This window comes from Agromyces aurantiacus (assembly GCF_016907355.1).
Classification (GTDB): domain Bacteria; phylum Actinomycetota; class Actinomycetes; order Actinomycetales; family Microbacteriaceae; genus Agromyces; species Agromyces aurantiacus.
Map to the genome: position 1 here is coordinate 1,757,403 of NZ_JAFBBW010000001.1, position 25,868 is coordinate 1,783,270.

The window sequence follows — 25,868 nt, forward strand, 5'->3', positions numbered from 1 at the left end:
TCAGAGCGGCACCTGCACCTGCTGCACGATCGAGCGCAGCACCTGGTCGACGGCGACGCCCTCGAGCTCCGCCTCGGGGCGCAGTTGCACGCGGTGGCGCCACGCGGGCAGGAGCATCGCCTGCACGTGGTCGGGCGTGACCTTCTCGAACCCGGTGAGCCACGCCCACGCCTTCGACGCCGCGAGCAGGCCGGCCGCGGCGCGCGGGCTGACGCCGAGCCGCATCGACGGGCTTCGACGGGTCGCGCGCGCGAGGTCGACGACGTACGCGAGCAGGTCGTCGGCGATCCCGACCCGGCCGACCGCGGCGCGCGCCGCGGCGAGCTCGGCCGCGCCCAGCACGGGTTCGACGCCCGCGGCCGCGAGGTCGTGCGGGTCGAAGCCGTTGGCGTGCCGGCGGAGCATCGTCACCTCGGCGTCGCGCTCGGGCACGTCGAGCACGAGCTTCAGCAGGAACCGGTCGAGCTGCGCCTCGGGGAGGGCGTAGGTGCCCTCGTACTCGATGGGGTTCTGGGTCGCGGCCACGAGGAACGGGTCGGGCAGCGGCCGCGTCACGCCGTCGACCGAGACCTGGCGCTCCTCCATGGCCTCGAGGAGGGCCGACTGGGTCTTCGGCGGGGTCCGGTTGATCTCGTCGGCGAGCAGGAGGTTGGTGAAGACCGGCCCCTCGCGGAACGCGAACTCGCCCGTGCGCGGGTCGTAGGCGAGCGAGCCCGTGACGTCGCCCGGCATGAGGTCGGGCGTGAACTGCACGCGCCGGGTCTCGAGGCGCAGCGTCCGGCTCAGCGTGCGCACGAGCAGCGTCTTCGCGACCCCGGGGACGCCCTCGAGCAGCACGTGCCCGTTGGCGAGCAGCGCGATGATGAGCCCGGTCACGGCCCCGTCCTGGCCGACGACGGCCTTGCCGACCTCGATGCGGACGCGGTCGAGGGCCTGGCGCAGCGGCGCGTCGTCGTGCTGGGGATCGGTCATGGTCGCCTTCCTGTCGGGTCGGGTTCGGTCGGGCTCGGGCGGAGCGCATCGCGCACCGCCCGCTCGAGGTCGTCGAGGTCGCGCGCGAGGCCGACCAGTTCGCGGTCGCCCGCCGGGAGCGCGTCGACGAGCACGGCGCGGACGGATGGCGCGGGCCGGCCGGTCGCGTCGGCGATGCCGGCCACGACGGCGTCGACGTGGGCGGAGCGCGGCAGTCGCAGCAGCTCCGTCAGCCGCCGGATCGCGCCCATGCGCAGCTGGTCGAGGGCTCGCAGTCGCGCCGACGACCGCGCGTAGAGGCGTGCGCGGCCCTCGCCGGTCTCGGCGGCGGGTACGTGCACGGGCAGGTCCTCGACGACGAGCGGGCCGAAGCGGCGCCCGCGCCAGACGCCGGCGGCGACGACGGCGAGCCCGAGCAGCACGGCGACGGGGCTCACCCATCCCGGTGTCAGCTCGGCGAGCGTGGGGGCACCCGAGGCGTCGACGTCGGCCGGGCCGGGCAGGTACCAGGCCAGCTCGTCGCGTGCCCCGAGCAGGCCGATCGCGAGCGCGGCGTTGCCCGCCTCATCGATGGTCTCGTTGGCGAAGACGGCCTCGGACGCGACGAGCGCGACCTCGGCGCCGTCGGGGGAGGGGCCCGAGACGACCGCGAACGCGTCGCCCTCGGCGAAGCAGCCCGCGAATCCGGATGCCGCGGCGTCGTCGTCGACCGTGAGCAGCGCCTGGCCCTCCGAGAGCGAGCCCGCGCTCCGTGCCGCGGGGAGCTCGCACGCCGCGCGGTCGATCGGGCCGCCGGCGGCGCCCGCGAGGCGGACGCCGGGGGCGAGCACCTCGAGCGCGGCGAAGTCGGGCCGAGCGACCACCAGCAGGTCGGCGGCGGCCGCCAGGCCGGCCACGCGCTCGCGATCGAGCAGGCCGGCCTCGTCGTAGAGGAAGACGGTCGCGCCGCGTGCGGCGGCGCGCTCGGCCTCGGCGAGCGTGCGCACGCTGCGCACCTCGACGCCCTGCGCGGAGAGCACGCGAACGAGCGCCTGCGCGCCCCCGGGCGCGGGGTTGTCGGCGCCCAGCGCGACGCCGGGAGGGCGCACGAGCCCTTGGATGAGCGCGAGCACGAGGCCGCCGAGCACGAGCGCGAGGGCGATCACGATCCACGCGCGCCGACGGCGGACGAGCGCGCGGACCCCCGGGGTGAGCGATCGGTTGGCGACGGGCGCGTCCGCGCCGCCGTCCGCGGGCCTCCGCTCGACGCGCTCCGCCGGGGGCGCCGCCGTCATGCGCCGTCCCCGGCGACGGCGGCCGCCGCGAGCCGGTCGTCCTGGACGGGCCGAGCCGCCATGATCTCCTCGTCGAGCGCGAGGAGGCGCCGGTGGGCCTCCTCCGACCCCGCCCGGGCGAGGTACCGGACGCCGTCGAAGTCGGCGGCGGCCGACTCGAGCGGCCCGGCCAGTGCGGGGAAGGCGCGGGACGCCGCATCCGCCATGCCGTGCGCGGTCGTGCCGGGGTGCACCCGGAGGAGCTCGCGCTCGACGAGGCCGCGCACGAGGGCCCGGAACCGCTCCTCGATCGCGAGCGGCCAGTCGCCGGCTCGTGCGGCGGCCGCGGCCGCCGCACGCAGCGTCGCGGCGTCGCGCACGTCGCCGTCGTCGAACAGCGGCGCCGCGGGCGCGGCGCGATGCCGGAGGCGCGGGAGGCCGAAGACGAGCAGCGCCACCACGACGAGCACCACCACGACCAGCACCACGAGCAGCCACAGGGCCGGCGCGGGCAGGCCGCCCGCTCCGGCGAACAGGCTCGCGATCCAGTCGCGCACCGCCTGCGCGGCGAGGTCGAACGCGGTCGGCTCGGCCGCCCGGTACTCGGGCTTGGCGAGCTCGTCGAGCACCCAGCGCCGTGCCTCGGGCGCGTCGGGATCGAGGGGCGGGTCGAGCCGCAGCAGGTCGCTCAGGACCACGTCGCCGCCGAGGCGCCGGCCTGCGGCGGGAGGTAGGGGTCGGCGACCGGCAGGCCCGACTCGCGTGCCTCCACGTGGCGCTCGAGCTCGAGGTCGAGGCCCTCGGTGCGCATGCGCAGGTCGATGTAGATGACGGCGATCAGCGCGGCCTGCACGACCGACGTGATCGCCCCGATCAGCACCGACAGCACGAGCGTCGCGACGGTGGTGGCGATCGAGATGCCCAGGTACGTGTCGCCCGCCGTCGGGTCGATGATCATCGCGAGGATGGTGCCGAGGAAGGACACGGGCTGCACGACCACCTGCGCCGCGGCCGAGAGGATGAGGCCGACCAGCAGGATCAGCCCGAACGTGCGCCAGAAGCTGCCGTTGGTCAGCGACCACGACCGGCGCATCGCGGTCGTGATGCCCGCGCGCTCGAGCACGATGGCGCTCGGCACGAGCGCGAGCTTGGTGCCGAGCCAGGCGCCGAGCACCGCGAGCCCGAGGAGGATCGCGAGTGCGAGCAGCACGACGACCACCACCGTCGCGGGATCGGGGAACAGGATCGCGACGGCGACGACGCCGCCGACGACGAGCGCGAAGACGGCGCCGACGACGACCCCCACCAGCAGCGTCCAGCCGATGAGCGGCCAGATGCGCGCGGCCGCGCGGCGCCACAGCGCGCCGAACGTGAGCCGTTCGCCGAGCGTACCGCTCGCGACCTCGACGACCATGACGCCCTGGAGGAAGGCGCCGGCGACGAGCGACACCGCGATGGGCACGATCGAGAGCAGCACGACCCATCCGACCGCGCCCGACAGGATGGCGTCGAGGTCGGCGGCGTCGGCGTTCTCGATGCGGCCGAAGATCCACACGAACAGCGGCACGAAGAGCGCCGCGCTCGCGATCGCCGAGGCGAGCTGCACCACGAGCCCGGTGCCGAACACCGGCGCCGGATTGCGTCGCAGCGTCCGGAACGGGGCCCACAGCAGCGTGCCGAAGCCCATCGGCCGCAGCGGCAGGAGGCCGGGCCGAGGCGGCGGGGTCCAGCCCTGGGGCCCTGCGCCGATCGGCGCGTGAGCGGGGCTCGGCGGCCCGTACTGCGGCGTGCCGTACTGCGGCGGCGCGGCGGGCGGCAGCGGGGGCGTGGCGGCTCCCGGCGGGAGCGGCGGCGGCACGGGCTGCACCCAGTCGTGATCGGACACCTGCATGTGCTCCTTCCGGGATGCCCCCATGCTGCCACAGGCCTCCCTCGGCGTCTCCCGGGCGCGAGCGACTACGCTGGTGGGCACTGGTTTCCGGTCCGGCACGCGCCGGCCATGACGGAGAAACAACGGATGACGCCACGCGTACTCGTCGTCGACGACGACACGGCCCTCGCCGAGATGATCGGGATCGTGCTGCGCACCGAGGGGTTCGACCCGGCGTTCTGCGCCGACGGCGCGGGCGCGCTCGCCGCATTCCGCGAGAGCCGTCCCGACCTCGTGCTGCTCGACCTGATGCTGCCCGGGATGGACGGCATCGAGGTGTGCGGCCGGATCCGCGCGGAGTCGGGTACGCCCATCATCATGCTGACGGCCAAGGGCGACACCGCCGACGTGGTGCGGGGGCTCGAGTCGGGCGCCGACGACTACATGGTCAAGCCGTTCAACCCCAAGGAGCTCGTCGCGCGGATCCGGACGCGCCTGCGTCCCGCGCCCGAGTCGGCGGTCGAGACCATCGCGATCGGCGACCTCGAGATCGACGCGGCCGGCCACGAGGTGCGCCGCGGCGACCAGCGCATCAACCTCACGCCCCTCGAGTTCGACCTGCTGCTCACCCTGGCCTCCAAGCCGCAGCAGGTCTTCACGCGCGAGATGCTCCTCGAGCAGGTCTGGGGCTACCACTACAAGGCCGACACGCGGCTCGTGAACGTCCACGTGCAGCGGCTGCGCGCCAAGGTCGAGCACGACCCCGACAACCCGCGCATCGTCATGACCGTGCGCGGCGTCGGGTACCGCGCGGGCGCGACGACCTGAGGCGGGCCGTGCGATGACGGCGGCGGCGACTCCGGCGGTCCCGGCGGTCCCGGCGACCCCGGCGACGCGGGCCGCGGGGTGGCTGCGGGGTCGCGCTCGTCGGCTCGGCACGTACTGGCGCCGGTCGCTGCAGTTCCGCACGGTGCTCATCACGCTGGTGCTCTCGAGCCTCGCGATCCTCGTCATCGGCTTCACCATCTCGTTCACGGTCGCCTCGAACCTCTTCCAGGCGCAGGTCCAGCGCTCGCTCGTCTCGTCGGCGACCGCGACCGCCGCCGCGAACGGCATCCTGGCCTCGTCGGATGCCACGGACCGCGCGTCGGTGCGGGCCGTCACGAACTCCGCGATCCAGACGATCGCCGGCGTCTCGGGGAGCGGGGACATCGCCCTGTTCCGCACGCCCGACACGACGCCGACCTCGATCGCCCCGCCCGACTTCCTCAGTCGCGACCTCGGCGGCGGCCGCATCTCCGAGGAGCTGCGCACGCGCGTGCAGGACAACCCGGGCGCGCAGTTCTGGCAGTCGGTCGAGCTGCCCAACGAGGATGGCGACCTCGTGCCGGGCATCGTGGTGGGCAGCGATCTGGTGATCCCGGGCGCGGGGCGCTACGAGGTGTACATCGGGTACGAGCTCGCCGCGGCCGCCCAGACCCTCTCGTTCATGCAGCTCACGGGGGCGATCGGCGCGGTCGCCCTGATCGCCATGCTGAGCGCGATCACGCTGATCGTGGTGCGCTGGGTGATCGAGCCGATCCAGGCGGTCTCCGCGACGAGCCGTCGCCTCGCCGCCGGCGACCTCGGCGTGCGCCTGCCCGTGCGCGGCGAGGACGAGCTCGCCGCGCTCGCGGCGTCGTTCAACGGCATGGCCGACTCGCTGCAGGCCCGCATCCGGGAACTGGCCGAGCTCTCGGTCATGCAGCAGCGGTTCGTGTCGGATGTCTCGCACGAGCTGCGCACGCCGCTGACCACGATCCGGCTCGCCGGCGACGTGCTGTACGGCCAGCGGGAGGACTTCGCGCCCGCGACCGCTCGCACGGTCGAGTTGCTGAGCGCCCAGACCGAGCGGTTCGAGAACCTGCTCGCCGACCTGCTCGAGATCAGCCGCTACGACGCCGGTTCGGTCGAGCTCGAGACCGAGCCGACGAACCTCGTGCACCTCGCGGGCGAGACGATCGAGTCGATGCACGGGCTCGCGCTCGAGCGCGGCAGCGAGCTGCGGCTCGACGCGCCGGGAGGGCACCTCGACGCCGACGTCGATCCGCGTCGCATCCGCCGCATCATCCGCAACCTCGTCGGCAACGCCATCGAGCACGGCGAGGGCCGCCCGATCATCGTCTCGGTCGACAGCAACGCGGTCGCGATCGCCCTGTCGGTCCGCGACTACGGGCTCGGCATGTCCGAGGAGGAGACGGCACGCGTGTTCGACCGGTTCTGGCGGGCCGATCCGAGCCGGCGCCGCACGCTCGGCGGCACCGGCCTCGGCCTGGCCATCTCGCTGGAGGACGCCGTGGTGCACGGCGGGACGCTCGACGTGTGGTCCTCGCCCGGACACGGATCGGTGTTCCGGCTCACCCTGCCGCGCCGGCGCGGCGGCACGGTGGGCGAGATGGACTCGCCGCTCGCGCTCGAGCCGCTCGATCCCGAGGCGGCCGGGCCCACCGCGCCGGAGCTCCACCGCGCCGACGCGTCCGCCATCGAGGAGGTGCGTGATGCGTGACCGGATGCCGCGGGCGACCCGGGCGACCCGCAGCGGTCTGGCCGTGCTCGCCGCCGGCCTGCTCGCGCTCGCCGCGGGCTGCGCGTCGATCCCCACCAGCGGAGCGGTCAACCCCGGGCTCGCCGACGCGCCCGACCAGACGGTGGACCTCGACGTGTTCGCGCGCGGGCCCCAGGACGGCGCGAACCAGCAGCAGATCCTCGACGGCTTCATCGACGCGGCAGCCAGCCCGAGCGGCAATTACGAGGTCGCCAGGCAGTTCCTGACCGACGCGTTCGCCGACGAGTGGACCGCGGCCGATGCGGGCGTGACGATCGACGTGCTCGCCGACCGCTCCTTCACGCCCGTCGCCGACGACGTCATCCGCGCGCAGGCCGTGCCCGCCGCGAACCTGGCCGAGAACGGCCAGTACCTCGAGTCGTCCTCGACCGCCCCGCTGCAGCTGGAATACCGCTTCGAGCAGGTCGACGGCGAGTGGCGCATCTCGAGTGCGCCCGACGGCGTGCTCATCGACGAGACCAACTTCGAGCTCGCCTACCGCCAGTACACGCTCGCGTTCTTCGACCCCCAGTTCCGGTTCGTCGTGCCCGACGCGCGGTGGTTCGCGGGCCGCGAGTCGGCGCAGACCAGCATCGTGCGTGCGCTGCTCGCCGGGCCGGCCGACTGGCTCGCGCCGGGCGTCGCCTCGGCGTTCCCCGAGGACCTCACGCTCGATCCGGCCACCGTCCCGGTCAGCGACGGCGTCGCCCAGGTCTCGCTCTCCGGCGCCGCCTTCGACAACCTCAGGACCGTCCAGCTCATGCAGTACCAGCTCGAGCAGAGCCTGCAGGGCGTGCGCAACGTCGACCGGGTGCAGCTCTCGTTGAACGGCGTCGCGCAGGAGGCGCCCGACCTGGCCGACCGGCCCGAGACCGCGCCGCGGATCGATCCGCGCCCCGTCGTCTCCGACGGGTCGACGTTCGGATACCTGTCGACGGCGGGCGACGAGGTCCTGCCGATCGAGGGCCTGACCGACCAGGTCATCGGGCTCCAGCCGACCGGCGCGGCGGTCGGGCCGGGGGGCACCACCGCCGCGGTGCTCGCCCCGGACGGCGTGTGGCTCGCCGACGCCGATGCCGGCGCCGTCCAGCTCGATCCCCGGAGCGGCCTCATCACGCCGGCGTTCGACGTCGACGGCATCGTGTGGTCGGTTCCCGGGAATGCGCCCGACGAGCTCGTGTGGTTCCCGTCCGAGGGCGGGGACGGCACCCAGATCGCCGTGCCGTGGACCGCCTCGCGCATCGTCGCCCTCGAGGTCTCGCGCGACGGCACGCGCCTGGTCGCCCTGCTCGTCGACGGCGGACGAACGCGCGTGGTCGCGGCCGCCGTCCAGCGCGACGAGAACGGGCTGCCGATCGCGCTCGGGGGCGACGCGCTCGAGGTCGCCGACACCGCGGCGGCCGCGATCGACGTGGCCTGGCTCGACGCGGGCACGGTCGGCACGCTGACCCAGTCCGCCGGCGGGGAGCCGCGCCTCGCCCTGCAGGAGCTCGGCGCGCCGTCCGAGCCGGGAGAGGCGCCGGCGGGCGCCGTCCAGATCGACGGCGCGAACAGCCTCCGCGACCTCCGCGTGCTGACGGCCGACGGCGAGCTCGTGACGCGTGCCGGCGTCGGCTGGCAGGTGCAGGCGCGCGACGTGCGCTTCGTCGCGACGCAGTCGACCGACTGACGCGTCGCGGGGCCGGCGAGCCGGATCGCGACCGGTCCTCGACAGTCGTCCGCCGGCGCGAGCCGTCCGGTGCCGGAGACCGCGTCCGGCGATGCGGCCCGTGCCTGCGCGAGCATCGGACCCGTGACGACGACGGGTTCCGCTGCGGGCGTGCTGCGCGAGGCGCTGCTCGACGCGCTCGCGCTCGTGCTGCCCGTGGCGTGCGCCGGGTGCGGCGCGCCCGATCGCTCGGTGTGCGGGGCCTGTCGCGCCGCGCTCGAGCCTGCGGCGGCACCGGTCGAGCGCCCCGGGATCCGGGCGTGGGCCGGGCTGTCGTACGCCGGGGCGGCGGCCCGCGCCATCCGCTCGTTCAAGGACGACGGGCGCACGGATGCCGCGCCCGCCCTCGCGCCCGCCCTACGCGCCGCGCTGGCCGCCGCGTGCGCCGAGCCGGTCCGCCCCGGCCGGCTCGAGGTCGCGGTCGTGCCCTCGACCGCGGCGGCGCGGCGTGCGCGGGGGTACGACCCGGTGCGGCTGCTCGTCCGCCATGCCGGCTTCAGATCGGCGAACGTGCTGCGGGCGCTCGACCGCGCCGACCAGGCCGGACTCGGACGGGCCGAGCGCCGGGCGAACGCGGCGCGCTCGCTGACGGCGGTGCGTCCCCTCTCCGGGGGCCGCTTCGTGCTCGTCGACGACGTCGTGACGACCGGATCGACCCTCGCCGACGCGGTCCGCGCCATCCGTTCCGCGGGCGGCGACGTCGCCGCGATCGCGGTCCTCGCGCAGACCCCGCTCCGGGTTCCCGAGCATCACCTGAACGGGTGACGAACGGCCCGTGACATCCGGCACCCCGGGGGCTACGGTGTCAGGACAGGCGTGGTCCAACCACCCTCTACCCGGGTGACACGCCGGTGGAGATGGAGGTCCTCATGGAACTGAACATCGTCGGACGCAACCTGGAAGTGACCGATCGATTCCGCGCCTACGCGGCCGAGAAGGCAGAGAAGGTCTCCCACCTGTCCGACCGTGCCATCTCACTCGATGTGAAGGTGAGCCGTCACAACGAGAAGAACGGCAACTCCGGGCTCGACCGGGTCGAGCTCACCCTCGTCGGCAAGGGCCCCGTGGTCCGCGCCGAGGCCGACGGGGCCGACAAGTACGCGGCGTTCGACGTCGCGCTCGGGCGACTGCTCGAACGCGTCCGCCGCGCGAAGGACCGCCGCAAGGTCCACCGCGGCGGCAACCGGCGCCCGACCTCGCTGCGCGAGGCGACCGACGCCGGGTTCAGCGACGTCGGCGTCCAGGCGGCCGACGTCGAGATCCTCGAGAAGGTCCGCACGGGGAACATCCCGATCGTGACCGGCGAGGCGCACGAGACCGAGGAGGCGGAGGCGTACTCGCCCGTGGTCATCCGCCGCAAGGTCTTCGCCGCCACCCCCATGACGGTCGACGACGCGCTCTACCACATGGAGCTCGTCGGACACGACTTCTACCTCTTCATCGATTCCGAGACCCACCGGCCGAGCGTGGTCTACCGCCGCAAGGGCTGGGACTACGGGCTGATCGGGCTCGACGAGCACGCCGAGGCCGACGCGACGAGCGAGACCGCGAGCGCGTCGCTCGCCCGCAGCGGCGCCTGATCGCCGCGAACGGCCGGTCCCGGCCGGGCGCACCGCCCGGCCGGGACCGACGCCCAGACTGCTGCCCACTAGCATGGCTATGATGACCGTCTGCACAGGCGGATCCTCCGGCGTGCGCGGGTGCCCCACCCCGACGTCGCACGCCTGAACGACAACGGGAGAGCAGTTCGTGGCTTCGATTCTGGAAAAGGTCCTCCGCGTCGGCGAGGGCCGGACGCTCCGGCGGCTCGAGAACTACGCCGCCGCGATCAACGCGCTCGAGGACGACTTCCGGGCGCTGTCCGACGACGAGCTCAAGCACGAGACCGTCGAGCTCCGCGAGCGGTACGGCAACGGCGAGTCGCTCGACGACCTCCTGCCCGAGGCGTTCGCGGCGGTGCGCGAGGCGAGCCGCCGCACGCTCGGCCTCCGGCACTTCGACGTGCAGCTGATGGGCGGCGCGGCGCTGCACCTCGGCAACATCGCCGAGATGAAGACCGGTGAGGGCAAGACCCTCGTGGCGACGACGGCCGCGTACCTGAACGCCCTGACCAGCCGCGGCGTGCACGTCGTCACGGTCAACGACTTCCTCGCGAGCTACCAGTCCGAGCTCATGGGCCGCGTCTACCGCGCCCTCGGCATGACGACCGGATGCATCGTCGCGGGCCAGACGCCCGCGGTCCGCCGCGAGCAGTACGCCGCCGACATCACCTACGGCACGAACAACGAGTTCGGCTTCGACTACCTCCGCGACAACATGGCCTGGCAGTCCGCCGACATGGTCCAGCGCGGCCACTACTTCGCGATCGTCGACGAGGTGGACTCGATCCTCATCGACGAGGCCCGCACGCCGCTGATCATCTCCGGCCCCGCCTCGGGCGAGGCGAACCGCTGGTTCACCGAGTTCGCGAGCCTCGCCAAGCGCCTCGTGCCCGGCGAGGACTACGAGGTCGACGAGAAGAAGCGCACCGTCGGCGTGCTCGAGCCCGGCATCGAGAAGGTCGAGGACTACCTCGGCATCGACAACCTGTACGAGTCGGCCAACACGCCGCTCATCTCGTTCCTCAACAACTCGATCAAGGCCAGGGCCCTGTTCAAGCGCGACAAGGACTACGTCGTGATGAACGGCGAGGTGCTCATCGTCGACGAGCACACCGGCCGCATCCTCGTGGGCCGCCGTTACAACGAGGGCATCCACCAGGCCATCGAGGCCAAGGAGGGCGTGCAGGTCAAGGCCGAGAACCAGACCCTCGCGACGGTCACGCTGCAGAACTACTTCCGCCTCTACGACAAGCTCTCGGGCATGACGGGCACCGCCGAGACCGAGGCGGCCGAGTTCATGTCGACGTACAAGCTCGGCGTCGTGCCGATCCCGACGAACAAGCCCATGGTCCGCAAGGACCAGCCCGACCTCGTCTACAAGAACGAGGAGGCGAAGTTCGCGCAGGTCGTCGAGGACATCGTCGAGCGCCACAAGCACGGCCAGCCCGTCCTCGTGGGCACCACCAGCGTGGAGAAGAGCGAGTACCTCTCGCGCCTGCTCGCGAAGAAGGGCGTGCGGCACGAGGTGCTCAACGCCAAGAATCACGCACGCGAGGCCGCGATCGTCGCGCAGGCGGGCCGGCTCGGCGCCGTCACCGTCGCGACCAACATGGCCGGCCGCGGCACCGACATCATGCTCGGCGGCAACGCGGAGTTCCTCGCCGTGCAGCGGATGCACGAGCGCGGCCTCAGCCCCGTCGACACGCCCGAGGAGTACGAGGCGGCGTGGGACGCCGTCTTCGAGCAGACCAAGGCCGAGACGGCCAAGGAGGCCGACAAGGTCCTCGCCGCGGGCGGGCTCTACGTGCTCGGCACCGAGCGGCACGAGTCGCGCCGCATCGACAACCAGCTCCGCGGCCGCTCGGGCCGTCAGGGCGACCCCGGCGAGAGCCGCTTCTACCTGTCGCTGACCGACGACCTCATGCGGCTCTTCAACGCGGGCGCCGCCGAGAGCCTCATGTCGCGCGGCGTGCCCGACGACGTGGCCATCGAGTCGAAGGTCGTCACGCGCGCCATCCGCTCGGCGCAGTCGCAGGTCGAGGCGCGCAACGCCGAGATCCGCAAGAACGTGCTCAAGTACGACGACGTCCTGAACCGCCAGCGCGAGGCGATCTACTCCGACCGCCGTCACATCCTCGAGGGCGACGACCTGCACGACCGCGTGCAGACCTTCCTCGAGCAGGTCATCGACGAGGTCCTCGACGAGCACACGGCCGACGGCAACCCCGACGAGTGGGACTTCGACGCGCTGTGGGCCGAGCTGAAGACGCTCTACCCGATCGGCATCACGATCGACGAGGTCGTGGCCGAGGCCGGCGAGAAGGGCCGGATCAACCGCGACTTCGTGCGCCGCGAGATCCTCTCCGACGCGAAGCTCGCGTACCAGCGCCGCGAACAGCAGCTCGGCAGCCCCGCCATGCGCGAGCTCGAGCGACGTGTCGTGCTCTCGGTGATCGACCGGCGCTGGCGCGACCACCTGTACGAGATGGACTACCTCAAGGACGGCATCGGCCTGCGCGCGATGGCCCAGCGCGACCCGCTGGTCGAGTACCAGCGCGAGGGCTACGCGATGTTCCAGCAGATGATGGGCTCGATCCGCGAGGAGACGATCGGCTTCCTCTTCAACCTCGAGGTCGAGGTCGCGCCGCAGGCCGGCGTGGCCGGCCCGCGCATCGAGGCGAAGGGGCTCGCTCGTCCGAGCACGCCCGCCGAGAAGCTCAGCTACACCGCGCCGAGCGATGCGGGCGGCGTCGAGGTGCGCAACCAGCGCGGGCAGGTGCAGCAGGCGGCCACGCAGCGCGCGCGTCGCGCGGTCGCGCAGGCGCAGCAGCCCCAGCAGCTCCCGCAGCAGGGCCAGCAGCCCGCCGCGCGCGGGGCGTTCGGCCAGCGGCCCGAGGGCGCCGCGCCCGCGCCCGCCAACCGGGCCGAGCGCCGCGCGCAGGACCGCAAGCGCTGAGCCACCCCTCGCGAGACGCACGACGGCCCGGGCATCGCCCGGGCCGTCGTGCGTCTCACGCGTCGTCGCGAGGCCCGTCGAGGAACCACGTGCGCATCGTGCCCATCCCCTTCACCTCGATGGTGCCGCGGGCGTGCATCGCGAAGACGCCGGCGAGTTGCTCGGCGACCGGGTCGGTGAGCTGGATCGACCCGTCCGGCGCGGTCGACTCCATGCGGCTCGCGGCGTTCACCGTGTCGCCGTAGACGTCCCACAGGAAGCGCGACTCGCCGATCACGCCCGCGACGATCGGCCCCGTGGCGATGCCGATCCGGAGCACGATGCCGCGCCGCCCGCCGATCGCGGAGGACGCGGCGATGGCGCGCAGCCCGAGCGCGAAGTCGGCGAGCGCGCGGAGGTCGCCCGCCTGATCCGGGCCGCCGGTGATCGCCAGGTACGCATCGCCGATCGTCTTGACCTTCGTGACGCCGAGCCGGGCCGCGAGCACGTCGAACGCGCCGAGCATCCGGTTGAGGTCGTGCACGAGCCGGTCGGCCGTGAGGGTCTCCGAGAGGCTGGTGAAGTCGACGATGTCGGCGACCAGCACGCCCACGCCGTCGTAGCGGTCGGCGATCGGATGCTCCCCGGCGACGAGGCGTTCGGCGATCGGTCCGGGGAGGACGTTGCGCAGGATGCGGTCGGAGCGGTCGCGCTCGTCGGCGAGGGCCGCCGCGAGCCGGTCGCGCGAACGGACGTAGGCGCGCATCGCCAGGAACATGATGATCGACACCGAGACGATGTTGATCGCGAAGAACATCGTCACGACCCAGGCGTCGATGGCGGGCGCGCGCGACTGCAGGACCCCCTCGAAGGGTGCGAGCCCGATGACGATCGCGACGAACGCCGCGAACACGAGGGCCGGCCGCCGCACGCTGCTGAACGACAGCGCGCCGACCGGCGCCGCCAGTGCGAAGAGGACCACGGCGCTGCTGTTGGCGAAGCCGCCGAGGGCCACGTGCACGAGTGGCGGCAGCGTCAGGAACATCGCGGTCTGCGAGAACCGGAACCAGCGGTCGTCGCGCGTGGCGCGCAGGTGCACGAGGCCGATGATCGAAGCGACGATGTAGACGGTCGGGATGGCCGCGGCGACCGGGAGGCCGATCGCGTAGTAGAACGCCGTCCACGGCGTGATGACCACGAGCGTGAAGACGGCCGTGCGGGTCAGGACGGACTTCTCCATCCGACGGCGGTCATCGTCGCCCGCTGCGTATCCGATCGAGCCGACGGTCGCCACGAGGTCGGAGACGCGGGCCGGCACCGCGAAGCGCTCCATCGCACGAGCGTACTGGGTGCGGCGCGCCGGGCGGGGTCCGGCGCGCGAGGGTCACAGCACGCTGATGACGCTCGCCCGCCAGCGCTCGTCGAGGCCTTCGAGCCGGATGGCGACCGCGCGCGACCTGGCCCGCTGGTGGACCATCACCACGGCCTCGACGATGCCGTCGGCGGGCTCGCCCATCACGATGCGGCCGACCGTGAAGGCCGGGCGCTGCGCGACGACGCCCTTGACCCGCCGTGCACGGGCAGCCAGCACGACGCGCTTGCCGAGGTTGCGGTAGACGTCGTCGGTCACCCAGCGCGCGAGCTGCTCGAGGTCGCGGGCGCCGGCGAGGACCTCGATGACGCAGTGCGTGAGGTTGCGCAGCAGCGGCTCGGGATCGGGCAGCTCGGCACGGCCGGAGCGGCGGCGGGCGAACTCGTCGTCGTCGAAGTCGAGTCGCCGCGCGGACGTTCCGAGGATCGCGGTGCGAGGCGGCGCGCTCTGCTGGCGTGCGGTCATGACGGCTCCAGTAGGGTGGGGCGGTCGTCGTGCTGCGACGACATCGTGCCCCCTGTTCGGGGGCCTGCGGGGGTCTTGAGTGAACCGTAGGGGCCCGGGCGGCGGGGTGTCAAGGAAATCCCAGCCATTGGCCAATGAGCGGTTCGGGTAGAGCACCATTCCAGACGCTCATGGCCCCCCGCTAGTCATCGATTGGCCACCAATCCCGGTCGCGATTCGATTGTCCAATCCAGACGGGTCCGTCCGAAGTACGGATCTCAATATGGCCGTTTGGTCCGGCGGACTCCACTGCGCGCAGTAGGTACTGAACGTCTGCCTCTGTTCCCTCGAGCGTGGAACCGTTGGAGAGCTTGATGTGCGCCATGGGGCGCACGGTACTCCTAAATGAGATACCAAAGTGGATCAAGAGCGTATCCGAGGAGGGCGAACGCTGCCACCACGATGAGCAGGACCCCAGATCGGCACTCCCCATCCGCCAGGCATTCCGCGGCTCCCCCCGCGGGGTTGACGGCCGCCGCCAGCAGGTGAATCATCCGAATAGGGGACGGACAGGCGTAGAGCACCGACGAGCACTCGCGTACTAGAACAGCAGCTCACCGAATGGGACGCCGAAGCGGGTCAGGGGGAACCGCGTGCCAATTAGTCTTGCTGCGTATGCCGACGCCGTAGAGCACGTGTACGTTGCCGCAACTGACCCTGATGCCTGGCCATCGGCTATGGAGGCGGTCCGGACGGGGTTCGACGCGCTAGTCGTCGCGTTCCTGGCGGCCGCCCCGGGCCATCGTCCTATCGTGGCGAATGCGGGGTTGCCCGCCGAGGCGATCGCGAGCTATGAGGCGTACTACGGGCGCTTGGATCATGTCGCACGCCATTTTCAACTACCTGGGACGGGGATCGACGTCGCGCTTCCAGCCGATGCGTTCGTGGGATGGGAGGACCGCCACCGCAGTGAGTTCTTCCACGACTGGGCCGAACCGATCGGCATGGGCGTGTTCATCGCAGGAACAGCTTTCTGGCGTAAAGATGCCGTCAACTGGCTGGCGGTCGTTGGTCGACCCGACCAGTCGTCGATCACCGACAACGACAGCATCCGGGCGTTTCGCGGTCTGTTGCCCCACATCCGCAGGGCGGCTGACCTCCACACTCGACTGGACGAGGCCGCGGCGCGCTTCGCCGGCGCGGCAGACGCCTTGTCGCGATTCCCGCACGCAGTCGCGCTGATCGGCGACGGCGGGAGGTTGTCGTACACGAATCCCGCCGGAGAGGCGCTGTTTGCGACACGCGACGGGCTATGGATTGACCGCGGCGGCGTCTTGCACGCTCAACGGTCGAGTGACGAAGCAGCCTTGCGCAGATTGATCTTGCTGGCCACCCGGGGCAACGACCTGGGTGTGCGATCGGGAGGACGCATCGTGATAGCCCGCGAGGCGTGCGGGCTCCCGTTGCTGCTGTTCGTCGTTCCGACCGGCAGAGAGAACAGCGTTTCCTCCGCAATTGTGGTTGGGATCGCCGCCGAGAAGCCCTCGACGGTATCGGTCACCGCGCTGCAGGAGTTGTTCGGCCTTACGCGCGCGGAGGCCGAAACCGCGCGACGAGTGGTGCGCGGCCTCGGTCTGCAGCACGCCGCAGAAGACGCTGGCGTCACACTTTCGACCGTCAGGGCTCAGTTGCAGCGCGTCTTCGAGAAAACCGGCACCCACCGGCAAGCGGAACTGGTCAGTCTCGTCGACTCTCTGCAGCTTCGTATCTGACCGCCTCAATTCGCCGCGACGAGGGGCGGCGAACGCCTGCCGCCGGCATCGCGCTCACGAGCCGGCGTGAGAACTTCATCCATTCATACGATGAGATACCCGTCGTTCCGGCACAGCATCAGAAGACGCCTCCGCGAAGTTGAACGGAGACCTAATTCATACGCTACCGATCTTGATCATGGGGGAAGATTGTGGAAGCTAAGACGATACGCGTCGTCTGGAGTTCGGCGTCGTCCGGCTGGAAGAACTTCAACTGGGATGGAGTAATCACGGCGAACTCCGTGGTCCATATCTCGGCAAGCGAGCTTGTCTTTCCAGGGAAGACTTTCAATCCGATCGGAACTTTCCGACACAGGGGCGAGGCACCCATTTGGGTGAAGAACGTCCGACCGCATGGTCCAAACCCAGGTGATTCGATCACTGGCGGCGTCGAGTTTTATTTGGTGGTGGAGTGGGGCAAGCCCTTGACTGTCGCGACCGATATCACAGTGCTGGGTGATCCGGACGACGTGGTCACCGTCTAGGCCGCATTGATGAATGCGGAGGGGCATCGCGACCTATTTCGACGGACCCGACAAATGGCTTGCCATTTCCGGCGACGGAATTCTTGTCGAGCGATCACCCGATTTGCTCGTAGTTGCCCCCGCCGCGGTGGGACAGCTCGATCAACCCGGGTTCGACTGGAGTCCGGCCGCGAGGGCGGGTGGGCATCCCCAGATTGGGGTGCACTCGGCTCCATGCGCTGGGACCCAAGAATGGCGGCATGCGGCGAGTCTGCTCAGGTATCAGGCGAGTGCCCGCTCGGACTTATTCCTCCGACGACACGCGCTCCGAAACATGCTCATGCCGTGATGTTCGGTGATGTCGGGATGTCACCCAAAATGGTCACACGGCGCGGGTTTCTGCGAGGGCGCCAACCCCGTACCGTTTGAGGAACGAATCCAGGGAGGGGGGAACCCGTGATCGATTTTCCGGTCGCGCTCCCCGTTGGAGTTCGCACATCATGCGACTTGCCGCGCAAGACCGGGAAGTTCCAGCACACTTGGCTCGATACGGACGTTCCCGAGCACGTTGACGAGCATGCGAAGCTCGTCAATGGAGATCTTCATCCCCGGCTGAAGAAGCGAGAGCACCTTGACGCCCTAGGCCAGCTTCGCTCGTTGAAGACGCGTGCGGCGCGAGGCCAGCTTCCAGTCAGCCGCGACAACACTGGACGGGCTCGCATCATGCAGAGCGTCCCGTACTTGCTCGAACTTCGTCCCGCGTTCAATCAGGGCAATCCTCCACCCCGACTGATACGTCTGTATTATGCAGAACCAGCCCAGGTTCAGGGAGCCCTGCTACCACTGGTACTGAGCACGAAGCCGAACGGTCCTGACCCACTCGGCGAGCAGAACGCGTCCCTTCAGGATGCGAAGGCGCGCAGCAGGCTCTGGCTGCTGACGCGGCAGTCATCACGAGCGACGAGGAGATAGCGCATGGGAGAGATGTACCGCGCGCGCGGAGTCTTCGACGACGAGAAGATTGCGCTGGCTGCCTCGAACTATGAGGCGCAGGAGTGGCTCGTTCGCGAGCTAGGTAAGGCCTTTCAGATGAGCCGGCTCTCCGTTGAGGAACTCGCCAGCGAGCTCGAACTTGAGCCAACGGAGGCCAGGGAATGGCTGGACGGCGAGGTTGATCTGACCCTGACTGAGCTACGGCACCTCGCCAACGCGATTGACGCACATGTCACGTACCGCGTCGGCGCACTCAAGACGCTCTACTCTGACAGGTTGCGCGAGGTCGAGAGTGACGCCCCTTGGATTGCTACCGCTCCTTGGGGCAAGGCGGAGTACATCGACGCATGAGCGATCACCCCGTCAAGTTCGGCGTCTCGCTCCACAGAATCGAACTTCACGCTGGTCCGCTACCCGATGAGGACCATTTCCAGTGGTCGCTCTGGACTCAGGCGGGTGCTGGCGACTCGGTTCTGGTGTGGGGCTATGTCCGCCGAGGAGCTCAGACCGGCTTCGGCCAAGCGCAGAGTTTCGGGGTGGTGCTGGATAGGACTTGGACCGAGATTTCCGCTTCGGAGGAGTCCAGAGCAGAGTTCAGCGAATGGGTAGCAGCCTACGCGTCAGAGCTTCTCTGGGATGCAGCGCGTCGGGCGCTTCAGGCACAGGCGGCACTGATGGACTTCCAGTTCGACCTCGACGTGCTCGCACCACCAGTCGAGCTTGAGTTCAGGGCCGAGCTCGAGAGCCCGTCGGTTGCGGCCGACGCCAGAAGATGATCTGAGGTTCGTAGTCACGCCACTGGAGAGCAGACGCGTCATCGCGGCGAGCGTCGCATTCTTTGAGCTCTGCTCACCATCCCGAGCGATGGCGCGAAAGATGTAGCGCGCCCCGAGGCTAGGACGACCCGGAGAAGGCGCGAGCCTTGACTCGGCGCTGAACCCCGCGGCCACGGCTAGGGCATGTCTGGCAAGTCCTAGACCCCGATGGCTTCTGCGAGACGGCTGCGCATCGCGTCATGCTCATCTTGTGACTCCCAGGGGTGACCCGGGTCCGCCCACTACCGCCGCAAGCAGATTGCCCTTTCCCTCATCCGGCTGCTTGCGGCCTTCGTCACGCTTGCTGTCGCGGACGATCCGAAGTGGTAGTCGCTCGCCGGGCATCTCGCGACCGCTTGCGAAGCGAGTGATGGGCTGCAGGTAAGTCGCCCACGACGCCGTGATCGCTTCGAAGGAAGTCACGCGAGGAAGAACGCAAGGGTCGCCGTGATGCCGGCTAACACCAGGCCATTCAGCACGAAACCAACGATCCAGGATGCACGTGCCACGGCAGAGTCTCGGTGCGACTGGACAGCGCCGCCGACCGCAAGTCCGAGGCCGACAAGCGCCGAGCCGATGGCCATCAGTGGGACCGGGACCAGGAACGAGGCGCCGGCGATCATCCCAGCTAGCACTGAGAAGGCACCGAAGATTCCGTTTCGCGTTCTCCTGGGCGATGCCGTTTGCTGCACTTGCGGAGCCCGCGGACCCCACGAGTCCCCGTCCCACCAGCGCTGCTGAGTCGGATCGTACGGGTCCGGGTACCAGCCCGCGGGCGCGGTCAGCTGCTCGCTCATGGGCGGAGTCTAACCGCGCTGTTGCGGCGGTGTCTCGGGGCTGTCCCGGAGGCATTGCACGAGATGCGCTGCGACCCAAGATCGCGTGAATCGTCCCCCATCGGCTTGGTGGTGCCTTATTTCGCAAGAGCTTTGGTTGGACCGTCCATCCGACGATGTCCGCACCGAATCACGCTCTAGTAGTCCAAAGCGGAGGCGGCATCGTGAACCGCTCAGTCCTCGACGAGTCGCCAGACCCGACCGCGGTTCGCCTGGCCGATCCTCACTTCACCGTCCGCGGTATTCAGCGTGACGTGCCCGTTCGGAACCGAGTCGATCACGTTCAAGATGTACTGCAGCTCCTCGGCGGTCAGCTGAACGATGTCGCCGTTGGCGAGTTCGATGTGCGCCATGCGCCCAAAGGTACTCCCGGCATCAGAGCCGGCGCGCTCGTCACGTCCCCAGGACGTACCCCCTCCCACCGTTCGGGGCACCGCCCGGCGCATGCGCGCGCACGAACGCCCCGTGTACAGCCTCGAGCGCGGCCCGCAGCGTCCGGTACCGGCCGATGAGATGCTCCCCGAGCTCGGCGACGTATCCCACCTCAGGGCCGACGCGCACGATGCGCACGCGGCCGTAGTCGCGGCCTACGGAGTCCACGAGCGTCCAGACACCCGGCTCACGCTCGTCGGCGGCGAGGAACGGGTGCCAGCGCGGACGATACTCAACGGCCAACCGGCTCGTGCTCCTCTCGTGAGGCGCGCCGGCCCACGCGAGTTCAGTCCATGCTACGAGCGCTGTGCGCATCGCCGCGAGCCGGACGGCGGTGTCAGGGGGCCCGCCTACGATTGTGGTGATGCTCTACGCGTACATCGACGAGACGGGCGACCGGGGGCTGGCCGGCAAGCCCGGATCCAGCCCTATCTTCGGTATGGCAGCGATCCTCCTGACGGAGGAGTCGGCTCGTGCTGTGCGCGCCGCTGTGAAGCAGCTGCGTGTTGAGTTCCGCGTCCCCGATGGCGTTGTGATGTCGTGGAAGGAGCACCTCAAGACGCATGCAAGGCGCATGCGGGCCGGGCAGGTTCTGAGCGCCATACCGGACGTATGCCTGATCTACGTGTACTGCCAGAAGGATGCCGTCACTGGGCGGTACGTGCAGGATCGGGAACTGTTCTACAACTATGTCGCCCTGAAGATGTACAAGAGCATCCTTTGGGCGGCTCGGGCCTGGAAGGGGCCCAATGAGCGAGTCAACACGCGCTTCGGCCATGTGCGAGGCCACGACCACAGGTCGACGGAGGAATACTTCCGTGCGCAGCGTCGGTACGAACGAACTGTCCCGTGGCACATGGAGAACGGGCTGCGGTGGGTGTCGGCCGACAGGTTTCTCGAGAGTCAGGCGGCAGATCTGTATGGCGGTTTTCTCCGGTCGGCGGTGTGGCCCGACGAGTTCGGCAACGTCGAGGGGCGGTTCATCCGCGATGTGTGGCATCAGATTCGCCGGGGGAATGGTAACTGTCCCGTGCCGCTGGGCCTCATGTCGATGCCTACGAACGAGCTTGTGAAGCAGTTTGAGTGGTATGAGTGTCCACACTGTGAGGCGGCATGACAAAGGCCCGGTGGGGCCTCCAAGGGCCGATCCACTTAAGGAGTGCGGTGGCAGCACCGCTGGCGATCCTTGGCAGGCTCCACTAGGCCCGTCCCGTATACGTTAACACCCCTCGCCCACATTCGTCTGTACCCAGCTCGGGTGGGCTCTCACCGCGAGGCCGCGCGGTGTCATCTCACCACCGTCGATAGAGTGCCCCCATGAGCGAACTCGAGAACATGACGCGAGCCGAAGCCCTTCAAGCCGCTGCGGACAGCTTCCTCCACGCCGAACGAGTTTGCCTCGATGCCTCGAGCGATGCCGCACCCCGGGATGGAGCGCTCTTCTACATGTCGGATGCGCTCGGCTCCATCGCCTACGGCCTGAAGATCCTGACCGCGGCGATCGCGAGCGAGGATCGCTAGTCTCCGTTCATGGAAGCCGCTGCGCTCTGGATCTCGTTTGTCTCCGCCGCCGCGACTATCGCGGCCGCCGTCATCGCTTGGTTCGCGCGCGCGGATTCTGTAAGGGCGGGCAACGATGCGCAGGCGGCGTCGGCGCGCGCGGCGCAGGCAACTGAGCAGATGGCGCAGATTCAGTCCCGGATCTTCGATGGACCGCCGTGGGAAGTCGAATGGTTCGGAGGTGACTCGTATCTGCTCACCAACAACAGTCCAGTTGACGCCCACGACGTCCGCATCGACGGATACCCCGACGATGTCGTACTTCAGGTGGGCGAGGACCTGCCATGGGAAATCGGAGCGAAAAGCGCCGTGAAGTTCATGTTCTCGGCGAGCATGGGCCATGGCTTCGTGCGGGATGTCATCGTCACGTGGCAACGGGAGGGATCCGACGATCGCCTCACGTGGCGGCACCCGATTCCTCCGAGACTGGCGTCTCCTCGCTGAACCGGTCGCTTCCCGGCACATTCCGTTCCTGGGCGCGGGGACCGTCGGCCAGCCGAACTCTATGCGCTGTGACCGGAGATTGGCAGCGCTCGCGAAAACCGCCGAATCACGCCATATTTTGCGGGAGCGCGGGTTCGGATCGTGCATCGGATGATCCGCGCACGGAATCATGCTCGAAGTTCGGGGCACACTAGCTTCAACGCGCACCGCAGCTGTGTGCCGAAGAGGTGCTCCGGGCGCTCGTAGCCTCGCCTCGTACGATCCCGTTACGATCAGCGGGTGCACAGCGAATCGGGGCCAGAGACGACACCTGAACAAGAAGAAGCGCACGCGGCTTGGATTGAACGGCTTGCGCGCGCGCTAACGTTCGGTGAACCGATTCGTGAGATGAGTGCGGACGTTGTCGCTCAGCTCGAAGCACACGTGGCCGCGAAGAAACCTGCTCGAGCGCGTGAGGAAATCGGCGCACCGCTCGGGCAGTTTCTTCTTGAGTTCACCCAGCTGGACGAAGCGATCAGCGTGGTGCTGGCCACGCTGCTGAATCGACATGAGCCCGACAAAGTTATCCGGGTCGTTCGCCAGATGACCACAAGTCAGAAGCTCGATGCTATGGAAGGCGCCTTTCCCGACACATGGGAAGACGGTCGAGACATCATTCGCCGTATCCGCGAGCTCAACACCTATCGGAACGTTGTGGCGCACGGGACGTTCACGACGTTCCGTGTTGAACGGGATCAGCTCTTAGTGGGTCAGTGGTTCGCCATCTGGCGGCGAGGCAAGCAGCACTGGGTACATACAAGTGCCGGCGAGCTCGATCATCGCCGCTGGGAGGTGAATTTCGCCGCCGCCGTGCTGTACACGCTCGTGCTGGTGCTGATTGAACCGGAGGCCAGCCTCGAGGACGTGGACTTGTTCCGTGTCGTCGGCGTCGCGATTGCAACCATGCCGCCAGCAGATCATGCCAAGGACAACCCTCTTCGCGCGGTATTCATGTTCGACTGGTTTACGCCAACGAAGGCGTACATGGATGCTCTTGATTCCGGGGCTAGCGATCTGGGACGGCCCAGCCCCAGTGAAGGCATACGTCAAGAACTGCGGAAGCGTGGCAGGACGCCACGGTAGGAGCGTGCGCGCAGGGGCGAATGGATCAGTTCGTCCGGCCTCCCGGAATCGGGGCGAAGAAACTAGCCGCTATGGCATGGTGCGACCCGTGCCCCGGCCACTGAATGAATTGAGGCTCGGTCCTTCCGGCGCCGCTCCTATTCTTGCGGGCGCCGCTCGTCGGGCTCCAGACTCGCGTACGCCGTCACCGAACCGTTCTTGTTTACCCTGAACTCGTCCCGCGCGACGGCAAGCCAGATCCCGTGAGTGTCAAGGTCGGGCATGCTGATCAGCTGGAACAAGATCGGGATGCGATGCCACAGCCGGTTGAGCCTCTCGAGCACTGACATAAACTCGGCTTCGTTCAAGGGGGCATCGCCTGGCATCTTGCGATCACCGCCGCTGGGAACGGCGGTCTCCTCGTCGACGAGCCACATCCAACGACGCAAGAGCAGCGCCCGGGCGTCCGAGAGAGTGGCTTCAGTGGCTGCGACCAATCCCAGCAGGTCGTCGCGCAGATCGGGTCGGGCCGAGGCGCGGACTAGATCAGGTACATCAGACAGCGGCGGCGGCTCCTCGGACATTGTCAGATGTGCAGCCCCATCACGGAGCGCTCCTTCGCACAGCGTCACCTTGTGATGAATTGCTCCGGTCAGATACAGGAGGCGTTCTGCAGAGGAAAGGCAACTGGGCAGCTCGATGGTCATGCGCTGCACGCTATCCCACCCCAACCACATGCCGATCGGTCGTCCAAACCACTCAGCTGCAGAATCGCGGTAGTCCGGTCCTCGGGCGCGCCTTCGGCCGAATCTGTCAGGCGTCGGGCTTAGTCACTCGGCGGCAGCAGCACGGCGCAGCATCTCGCGGGCGAGTTCGAGATCGGAGAAGTCGCGGAGCGAGGGCTGCGTCATCGGTATGGATGCTTCGTCCGCCGTCAGATAACCGGCCGCTATGAGTGCCTCGACCGGGTTCCGGTTGTACGCACGGGCAATGGTCACAACCTGGCGCGGATCGGGGACGCTATATCCGCTCTTCCAACGGCTGATGGCGGATTCAGAGCTGCCCGTCTTGAGCGCGACTTCACGGCCGGAGTCTCGGCCTGCGACGGCGCGAACGTACTCGGCCCACGAGTGCTGACCCGCGGAACCGTAAGGCTCCGGGAGCCAGCCCGCGGGCGCGTTTAACTGCTCGCTCATGCGCAGATCCTAGGCGCGGAGCAAGGGACGCGCCCCCGGGCTGTCCCGGAGGCGCGTCCGCAGCCATGCGCTGGGACCCGGGATTGTATATTCGGCCTCGATCCCGGTGAACAGGCCGCTTGTTCCGGCACGGCGAGCATGAATGTGCATCCGAGGACCTCGAATCGCAGCTCGACATCGAGCAGCAGCACGAGGAGCGCGCGCTCGCGCTCGAGACCGATCGCCTGCGGATAGCGCGTCTGGCCCCGCCCGGCCGGCTGTCGGCGATCGCGTCGTCCGCCGGCGACACCGAGAGCGTGCGCGTGGAACTGGTTGGCGGTCCCGTGGCCGACCTCCGGCCGGTGTCGTCCGGTCGGGCCCGGCGAAGCGGCCGCCTCGGCGAGACCCGCGGTGGCCCCGCTTCGGCGCGCGCCGTGCAGTGCATCATCGCGATCAGGCGATGGCGGCGGTGTTCCCTGGACGGCACCAACTTGAGTCGAGCCTCCTCGTGCGGCCCGAGTCGACGGCCGGACCGACCGAGCGCATCGGCCTCGCGCTCGCGCTCGCGCTGCGCGATCTCGGCCGACGACGCCTCGGCGTGGAGGCCGCGACGCTGTACGGCCACGTCACGGCACCATCGACCGACTCGGACTGGACCACCTCGACCTGGCGCTGCACAGGCCCGGCGTGCCACGGCGCTATCGTGTGACGTCGTTGGCTACCGGCTGATTCCGTTCGAACGCGTCGTCCGCGTCTGGTTCCAGTGATGGTCCGCAGAATGCGCGGCGTCAGTCGACGGGGCGAAGGCCACCGGCGCGCGCACCAGAGAGCTCGACGACGTTCGCGAAGTCTCCCTGGTGCCACGCCGAGTAGCGGCGCGTGGCCTCGTACTGCTCGTCGATCCAAACCTCGAGCTGAGTGCGCTCGATGCGCCACGGCCCGCGCTCGCCCACCCGGATCGCAGGCAGCTCGCCGGAACGGATGAGCCCGTGCACGGCCTCGATGTCGACGGCGAGCACCTCCGCCGCATCGGCGACGGTGAGGAAGCGGCCGATCGCATCGCCTGGGCCGTGTTCGATCATCACTCGATTATCGGCCCGGCCGATGGTGCCCGGAGGCGATGTGGATAACTTCACGGCACTCTCTCGGAGTGCCTCCACCATGGTTTGCGACAGACCCCCGAGACGAGGCGGTCATGGCGGTTCGGGGTGCGCAACGCGACCCGGGGGAGCGCGGTCGGATCCATGCTCATGATGGGCATCGTTCTTGTGGGATTTCAGCGCCCAACAAAAGTACCGAGGTGCTTGTCGCTGCCGAGGCCTCACGCCCAGAACAGGCGTCGCGTCGACCGATATGCATGTCGAGCGCGCCGGCCTCGGCGGTCCCGCAGCTTAGTGCGCGCGCCGTGGTACATTTTCAGGCTCCCAGACGGGCGATCGACCTCGTCGTTTCGGCGAATGAACATGCCGGCCGGCGCGCCAGAAAGCTGGCCACTACG

26 protein-coding genes are annotated in these 25,868 nt (G+C 69.4%); 14 read left to right on the plus strand and 12 right to left on the minus strand.

Translation table 11 applies throughout. The features are described 5' to 3' along the window. The 4 genes from JOD46_RS08320 to JOD46_RS08335 are packed head-to-tail and all read right to left on the minus strand — an operon-like array spanning position 1 to position 4,116. Complete coding sequence (locus JOD46_RS08320) at positions 1–972, minus strand: AAA family ATPase (protein WP_204393291.1); 972 nt, start codon at positions 970–972, stop codon at positions 1–3. After that, complete coding sequence (locus JOD46_RS08325) at positions 969–2,246, minus strand: DUF4350 domain-containing protein (protein WP_204393293.1); 1,278 nt, start codon at positions 2,244–2,246, stop codon at positions 969–971. The genes JOD46_RS08320 and JOD46_RS08325 overlap by 4 nt, the downstream gene beginning before the upstream one ends. Further along, the gene (locus JOD46_RS08330) at positions 2,243–2,923 is read right to left on the minus strand and encodes a DUF4129 domain-containing protein (RefSeq protein ID WP_307834964.1); all 681 of its coding nucleotides are present in this window, start codon (positions 2,921–2,923) and stop codon (positions 2,243–2,245) included. Before JOD46_RS08330 ends, JOD46_RS08325 begins: the two co-directional genes overlap by 4 nt. Continuing rightward, positions 2,914–4,116 carry a DUF7847 domain-containing protein gene (locus JOD46_RS08335; protein WP_204393295.1) on the minus strand — a complete coding sequence of 401 codons (1,203 nt, stop codon included), beginning with the start codon at positions 4,114–4,116 and terminating at the stop codon, positions 2,914–2,916. Before JOD46_RS08335 ends, JOD46_RS08330 begins: the two co-directional genes overlap by 10 nt. Before the next feature lie 126 nt (positions 4,117–4,242). On the opposite strand from JOD46_RS08335, the gene mtrA reads away from it, so the two are divergent. The 6 genes from mtrA to secA all read left to right on the plus strand — a co-directional run bounded on the left by mtrA (position 4,243) and on the right by secA (position 12,944). Beyond that, the gene (mtrA, locus tag JOD46_RS08340; RefSeq protein ID WP_204393297.1) at positions 4,243–4,923 is read left to right on the plus strand and encodes an MtrAB system response regulator MtrA; all 681 of its coding nucleotides are present in this window, start codon (positions 4,243–4,245) and stop codon (positions 4,921–4,923) included. 13 nt (positions 4,924–4,936) lie between these two features. Then, positions 4,937–6,640: an MtrAB system histidine kinase MtrB gene (gene mtrB / locus JOD46_RS08345; RefSeq protein ID WP_204393299.1), complete on the plus strand. Its 1,704-nt coding sequence runs from the start codon at positions 4,937–4,939 to the stop codon at positions 6,638–6,640. Further along, positions 6,633–8,348 (plus strand): LpqB family beta-propeller domain-containing protein, encoded by a 1,716-nt coding sequence (locus JOD46_RS08350; protein WP_204393300.1) that lies wholly within the window; start codon positions 6,633–6,635, stop codon positions 8,346–8,348. Before mtrB ends, JOD46_RS08350 begins: the two co-directional genes overlap by 8 nt. Positions 8,349–8,471: 123 nt before the next feature. Continuing rightward, on the plus strand, positions 8,472–9,152 hold the full coding sequence (locus JOD46_RS08355) for a ComF family protein (RefSeq protein ID WP_307834965.1): 681 nt from the start codon (positions 8,472–8,474) through the stop codon (positions 9,150–9,152). Between the two features lie 104 nt (positions 9,153–9,256). Further along, positions 9,257–9,967 (plus strand): ribosome hibernation-promoting factor, HPF/YfiA family, encoded by a 711-nt coding sequence (gene hpf, locus JOD46_RS08360; protein ID WP_204393302.1) that lies wholly within the window; start codon positions 9,257–9,259, stop codon positions 9,965–9,967. 169 nt (positions 9,968–10,136) lie between these two features. After that, positions 10,137–12,944: a preprotein translocase subunit SecA gene (secA, locus tag JOD46_RS08365; RefSeq protein ID WP_204393304.1), complete on the plus strand. Its 2,808-nt coding sequence runs from the start codon at positions 10,137–10,139 to the stop codon at positions 12,942–12,944. A gap of 55 nt (positions 12,945–12,999) precedes the next feature. Here secA and JOD46_RS08370 read toward each other — a convergent pair whose 3' ends face one another. After that, positions 13,000–14,256, minus strand: a complete 1,257-nt coding sequence (locus JOD46_RS08370) for an adenylate/guanylate cyclase domain-containing protein (protein ID WP_204393306.1) — start codon at positions 14,254–14,256, stop codon at positions 13,000–13,002. Positions 14,257–14,307: 51 nt separating this feature from the next. After that, a complete protein-coding gene (locus tag JOD46_RS08375; protein WP_239562653.1) occupies positions 14,308–14,760 on the minus strand; it encodes an Rv3235 family protein in 453 nt (150 codons plus the stop codon). 791 nt (positions 14,761–15,551) lie between these two features. Here JOD46_RS08375 and JOD46_RS08380 point away from each other — a divergent pair. The 3 genes from JOD46_RS08380 (at position 15,552) to JOD46_RS08390 (ending at position 18,783) form a co-directional block, all read left to right on the plus strand. Further along, positions 15,552–16,511: a helix-turn-helix transcriptional regulator gene (locus JOD46_RS08380; RefSeq protein WP_204393308.1), complete on the plus strand. Its 960-nt coding sequence runs from the start codon at positions 15,552–15,554 to the stop codon at positions 16,509–16,511. A gap of 1,478 nt (positions 16,512–17,989) precedes the next feature. Continuing rightward, positions 17,990–18,358 (plus strand): hypothetical protein, encoded by a 369-nt coding sequence (locus JOD46_RS08385; RefSeq protein WP_204393310.1) that lies wholly within the window; start codon positions 17,990–17,992, stop codon positions 18,356–18,358. After that, on the plus strand, positions 18,355–18,783 hold the full coding sequence (locus tag JOD46_RS08390) for a hypothetical protein (protein WP_204393312.1): 429 nt from the start codon (positions 18,355–18,357) through the stop codon (positions 18,781–18,783). The genes JOD46_RS08385 and JOD46_RS08390 overlap by 4 nt, the downstream gene beginning before the upstream one ends. Before the next feature lie 458 nt (positions 18,784–19,241). On the opposite strand, the gene JOD46_RS08395 is transcribed toward JOD46_RS08390, so the two are convergent. The 3 genes from JOD46_RS08395 to JOD46_RS08405 form a co-directional block, all read right to left on the minus strand. Then, the gene (locus JOD46_RS08395; protein WP_204393314.1) at positions 19,242–19,619 is read right to left on the minus strand and encodes a DUF2510 domain-containing protein; all 378 of its coding nucleotides are present in this window, start codon (positions 19,617–19,619) and stop codon (positions 19,242–19,244) included. Between the two features lie 212 nt (positions 19,620–19,831). Beyond that, positions 19,832–20,011: a hypothetical protein gene (locus JOD46_RS08400; RefSeq protein WP_204393316.1), complete on the minus strand. Its 180-nt coding sequence runs from the start codon at positions 20,009–20,011 to the stop codon at positions 19,832–19,834. Between the two features lie 40 nt (positions 20,012–20,051). After that, positions 20,052–20,333, minus strand: coding sequence for a hypothetical protein (locus JOD46_RS08405; protein ID WP_204393318.1), 282 nt, complete (start codon positions 20,331–20,333; stop codon positions 20,052–20,054). Positions 20,334–20,454: 121 nt separating this feature from the next. Here JOD46_RS08405 and JOD46_RS08410 point away from each other — a divergent pair, with 121 nt between their 5' ends. From JOD46_RS08410 to JOD46_RS08425, 4 genes are all read left to right on the plus strand, one after another. Further along, positions 20,455–21,207: a DUF3800 domain-containing protein gene (locus JOD46_RS08410; protein ID WP_239562656.1), complete on the plus strand. Its 753-nt coding sequence runs from the start codon at positions 20,455–20,457 to the stop codon at positions 21,205–21,207. Positions 21,208–21,407: 200 nt separating this feature from the next. Then, entirely contained in the window at positions 21,408–21,611 is a 204-nt protein-coding gene (locus tag JOD46_RS08415) for a hypothetical protein (RefSeq protein WP_204393320.1), read from the plus strand. A 9-nt stretch (positions 21,612–21,620) separates the two neighbouring features. Further along, positions 21,621–22,094 (plus strand): hypothetical protein, encoded by a 474-nt coding sequence (locus tag JOD46_RS08420; protein WP_204393321.1) that lies wholly within the window; start codon positions 21,621–21,623, stop codon positions 22,092–22,094. A 279-nt stretch (positions 22,095–22,373) separates the two neighbouring features. Further along, entirely contained in the window at positions 22,374–23,216 is an 843-nt protein-coding gene (locus JOD46_RS08425; RefSeq protein WP_204393323.1) for a hypothetical protein, read from the plus strand. Between the two features lie 137 nt (positions 23,217–23,353). Here the strand turns inward: JOD46_RS08425 and JOD46_RS08430 are convergent, their stop codons facing one another. Both JOD46_RS08430 and JOD46_RS08435 read right to left on the minus strand, forming a co-directional pair. Continuing rightward, positions 23,354–23,902, minus strand: a complete 549-nt coding sequence (locus JOD46_RS08430) for a hypothetical protein (RefSeq protein WP_204393325.1) — start codon at positions 23,900–23,902, stop codon at positions 23,354–23,356. A gap of 123 nt (positions 23,903–24,025) precedes the next feature. After that, positions 24,026–24,391 carry a helix-turn-helix domain-containing protein gene (locus JOD46_RS08435; RefSeq protein ID WP_204393327.1) on the minus strand — a complete coding sequence of 122 codons (366 nt, stop codon included), beginning with the start codon at positions 24,389–24,391 and terminating at the stop codon, positions 24,026–24,028. 448 nt (positions 24,392–24,839) lie between these two features. Between JOD46_RS08435 and JOD46_RS08440 the strand changes: the two genes are divergently transcribed. Continuing rightward, positions 24,840–25,079 (plus strand): hypothetical protein, encoded by a 240-nt coding sequence (locus JOD46_RS08440; RefSeq protein WP_204393329.1) that lies wholly within the window; start codon positions 24,840–24,842, stop codon positions 25,077–25,079. 79 nt (positions 25,080–25,158) lie between these two features. Here the strand turns inward: JOD46_RS08440 and JOD46_RS08445 are convergent, their stop codons facing one another. Then, entirely contained in the window at positions 25,159–25,452 is a 294-nt protein-coding gene (locus JOD46_RS08445) for a helix-turn-helix domain-containing protein (protein WP_204393331.1), read from the minus strand. Positions 25,453–25,868: the final 416 nt, after the last annotated feature.

Bases quoted from the DNA above. Each gene is read 5' to 3' on its own strand.
- JOD46_RS08320 (WP_204393291.1), bottom strand. From the start codon at position 972: ATGACCGATCCCCAGCACGACGACGCGCCGCTGCGCCAGGCCCTCGAC.
- JOD46_RS08395 (WP_204393314.1), bottom strand. From the start codon at position 19,619: ATGAGCGAGCAGCTGACCGCGCCCGCGGGCTGGTACCCGGACCCGTAC.
- hpf (WP_204393302.1), top strand. From the start codon at position 9,257: ATGGAACTGAACATCGTCGGACGCAACCTGGAAGTGACCGATCGATTC.
- JOD46_RS08385 (WP_204393310.1), top strand. From the start codon at position 17,990: ATGGGAGAGATGTACCGCGCGCGCGGAGTCTTCGACGACGAGAAGATT.
- JOD46_RS08390 (WP_204393312.1), top strand. From the start codon at position 18,355: ATGAGCGATCACCCCGTCAAGTTCGGCGTCTCGCTCCACAGAATCGAA.
- JOD46_RS08415 (WP_204393320.1), top strand. From the start codon at position 21,408: ATGAGCGAACTCGAGAACATGACGCGAGCCGAAGCCCTTCAAGCCGCT.
- JOD46_RS08430 (WP_204393325.1), bottom strand. From the start codon at position 23,902: ATGACCATCGAGCTGCCCAGTTGCCTTTCCTCTGCAGAACGCCTCCTG.
- JOD46_RS08445 (WP_204393331.1), bottom strand. From the start codon at position 25,452: ATGATCGAACACGGCCCAGGCGATGCGATCGGCCGCTTCCTCACCGTC.
- JOD46_RS08420 (WP_204393321.1), top strand. From the start codon at position 21,621: ATGGAAGCCGCTGCGCTCTGGATCTCGTTTGTCTCCGCCGCCGCGACT.
- mtrA (WP_204393297.1), top strand. From the start codon at position 4,243: ATGACGCCACGCGTACTCGTCGTCGACGACGACACGGCCCTCGCCGAG.
- JOD46_RS08370 (WP_204393306.1), bottom strand. From the start codon at position 14,256: ATGGAGCGCTTCGCGGTGCCGGCCCGCGTCTCCGACCTCGTGGCGACC.
- JOD46_RS08350 (WP_204393300.1), top strand. From the start codon at position 6,633: ATGCGTGACCGGATGCCGCGGGCGACCCGGGCGACCCGCAGCGGTCTG.
- JOD46_RS08400 (WP_204393316.1), bottom strand. From the start codon at position 20,011: ATGGCGCACATCGAACTCGCCAACGGCGACATCGTTCAGCTGACCGCC.
- JOD46_RS08410 (WP_239562656.1), top strand. From the start codon at position 20,455: ATGCTCTACGCGTACATCGACGAGACGGGCGACCGGGGGCTGGCCGGC.
- JOD46_RS08335 (WP_204393295.1), bottom strand. From the start codon at position 4,116: ATGCAGGTGTCCGATCACGACTGGGTGCAGCCCGTGCCGCCGCCGCTC.
- JOD46_RS08325 (WP_204393293.1), bottom strand. From the start codon at position 2,246: ATGACGGCGGCGCCCCCGGCGGAGCGCGTCGAGCGGAGGCCCGCGGAC.
- JOD46_RS08435 (WP_204393327.1), bottom strand. From the start codon at position 24,391: ATGAGCGAGCAGTTAAACGCGCCCGCGGGCTGGCTCCCGGAGCCTTAC.
- JOD46_RS08375 (WP_239562653.1), bottom strand. From the start codon at position 14,760: ATGACCGCACGCCAGCAGAGCGCGCCGCCTCGCACCGCGATCCTCGGA.
- mtrB (WP_204393299.1), top strand. From the start codon at position 4,937: ATGACGGCGGCGGCGACTCCGGCGGTCCCGGCGGTCCCGGCGACCCCG.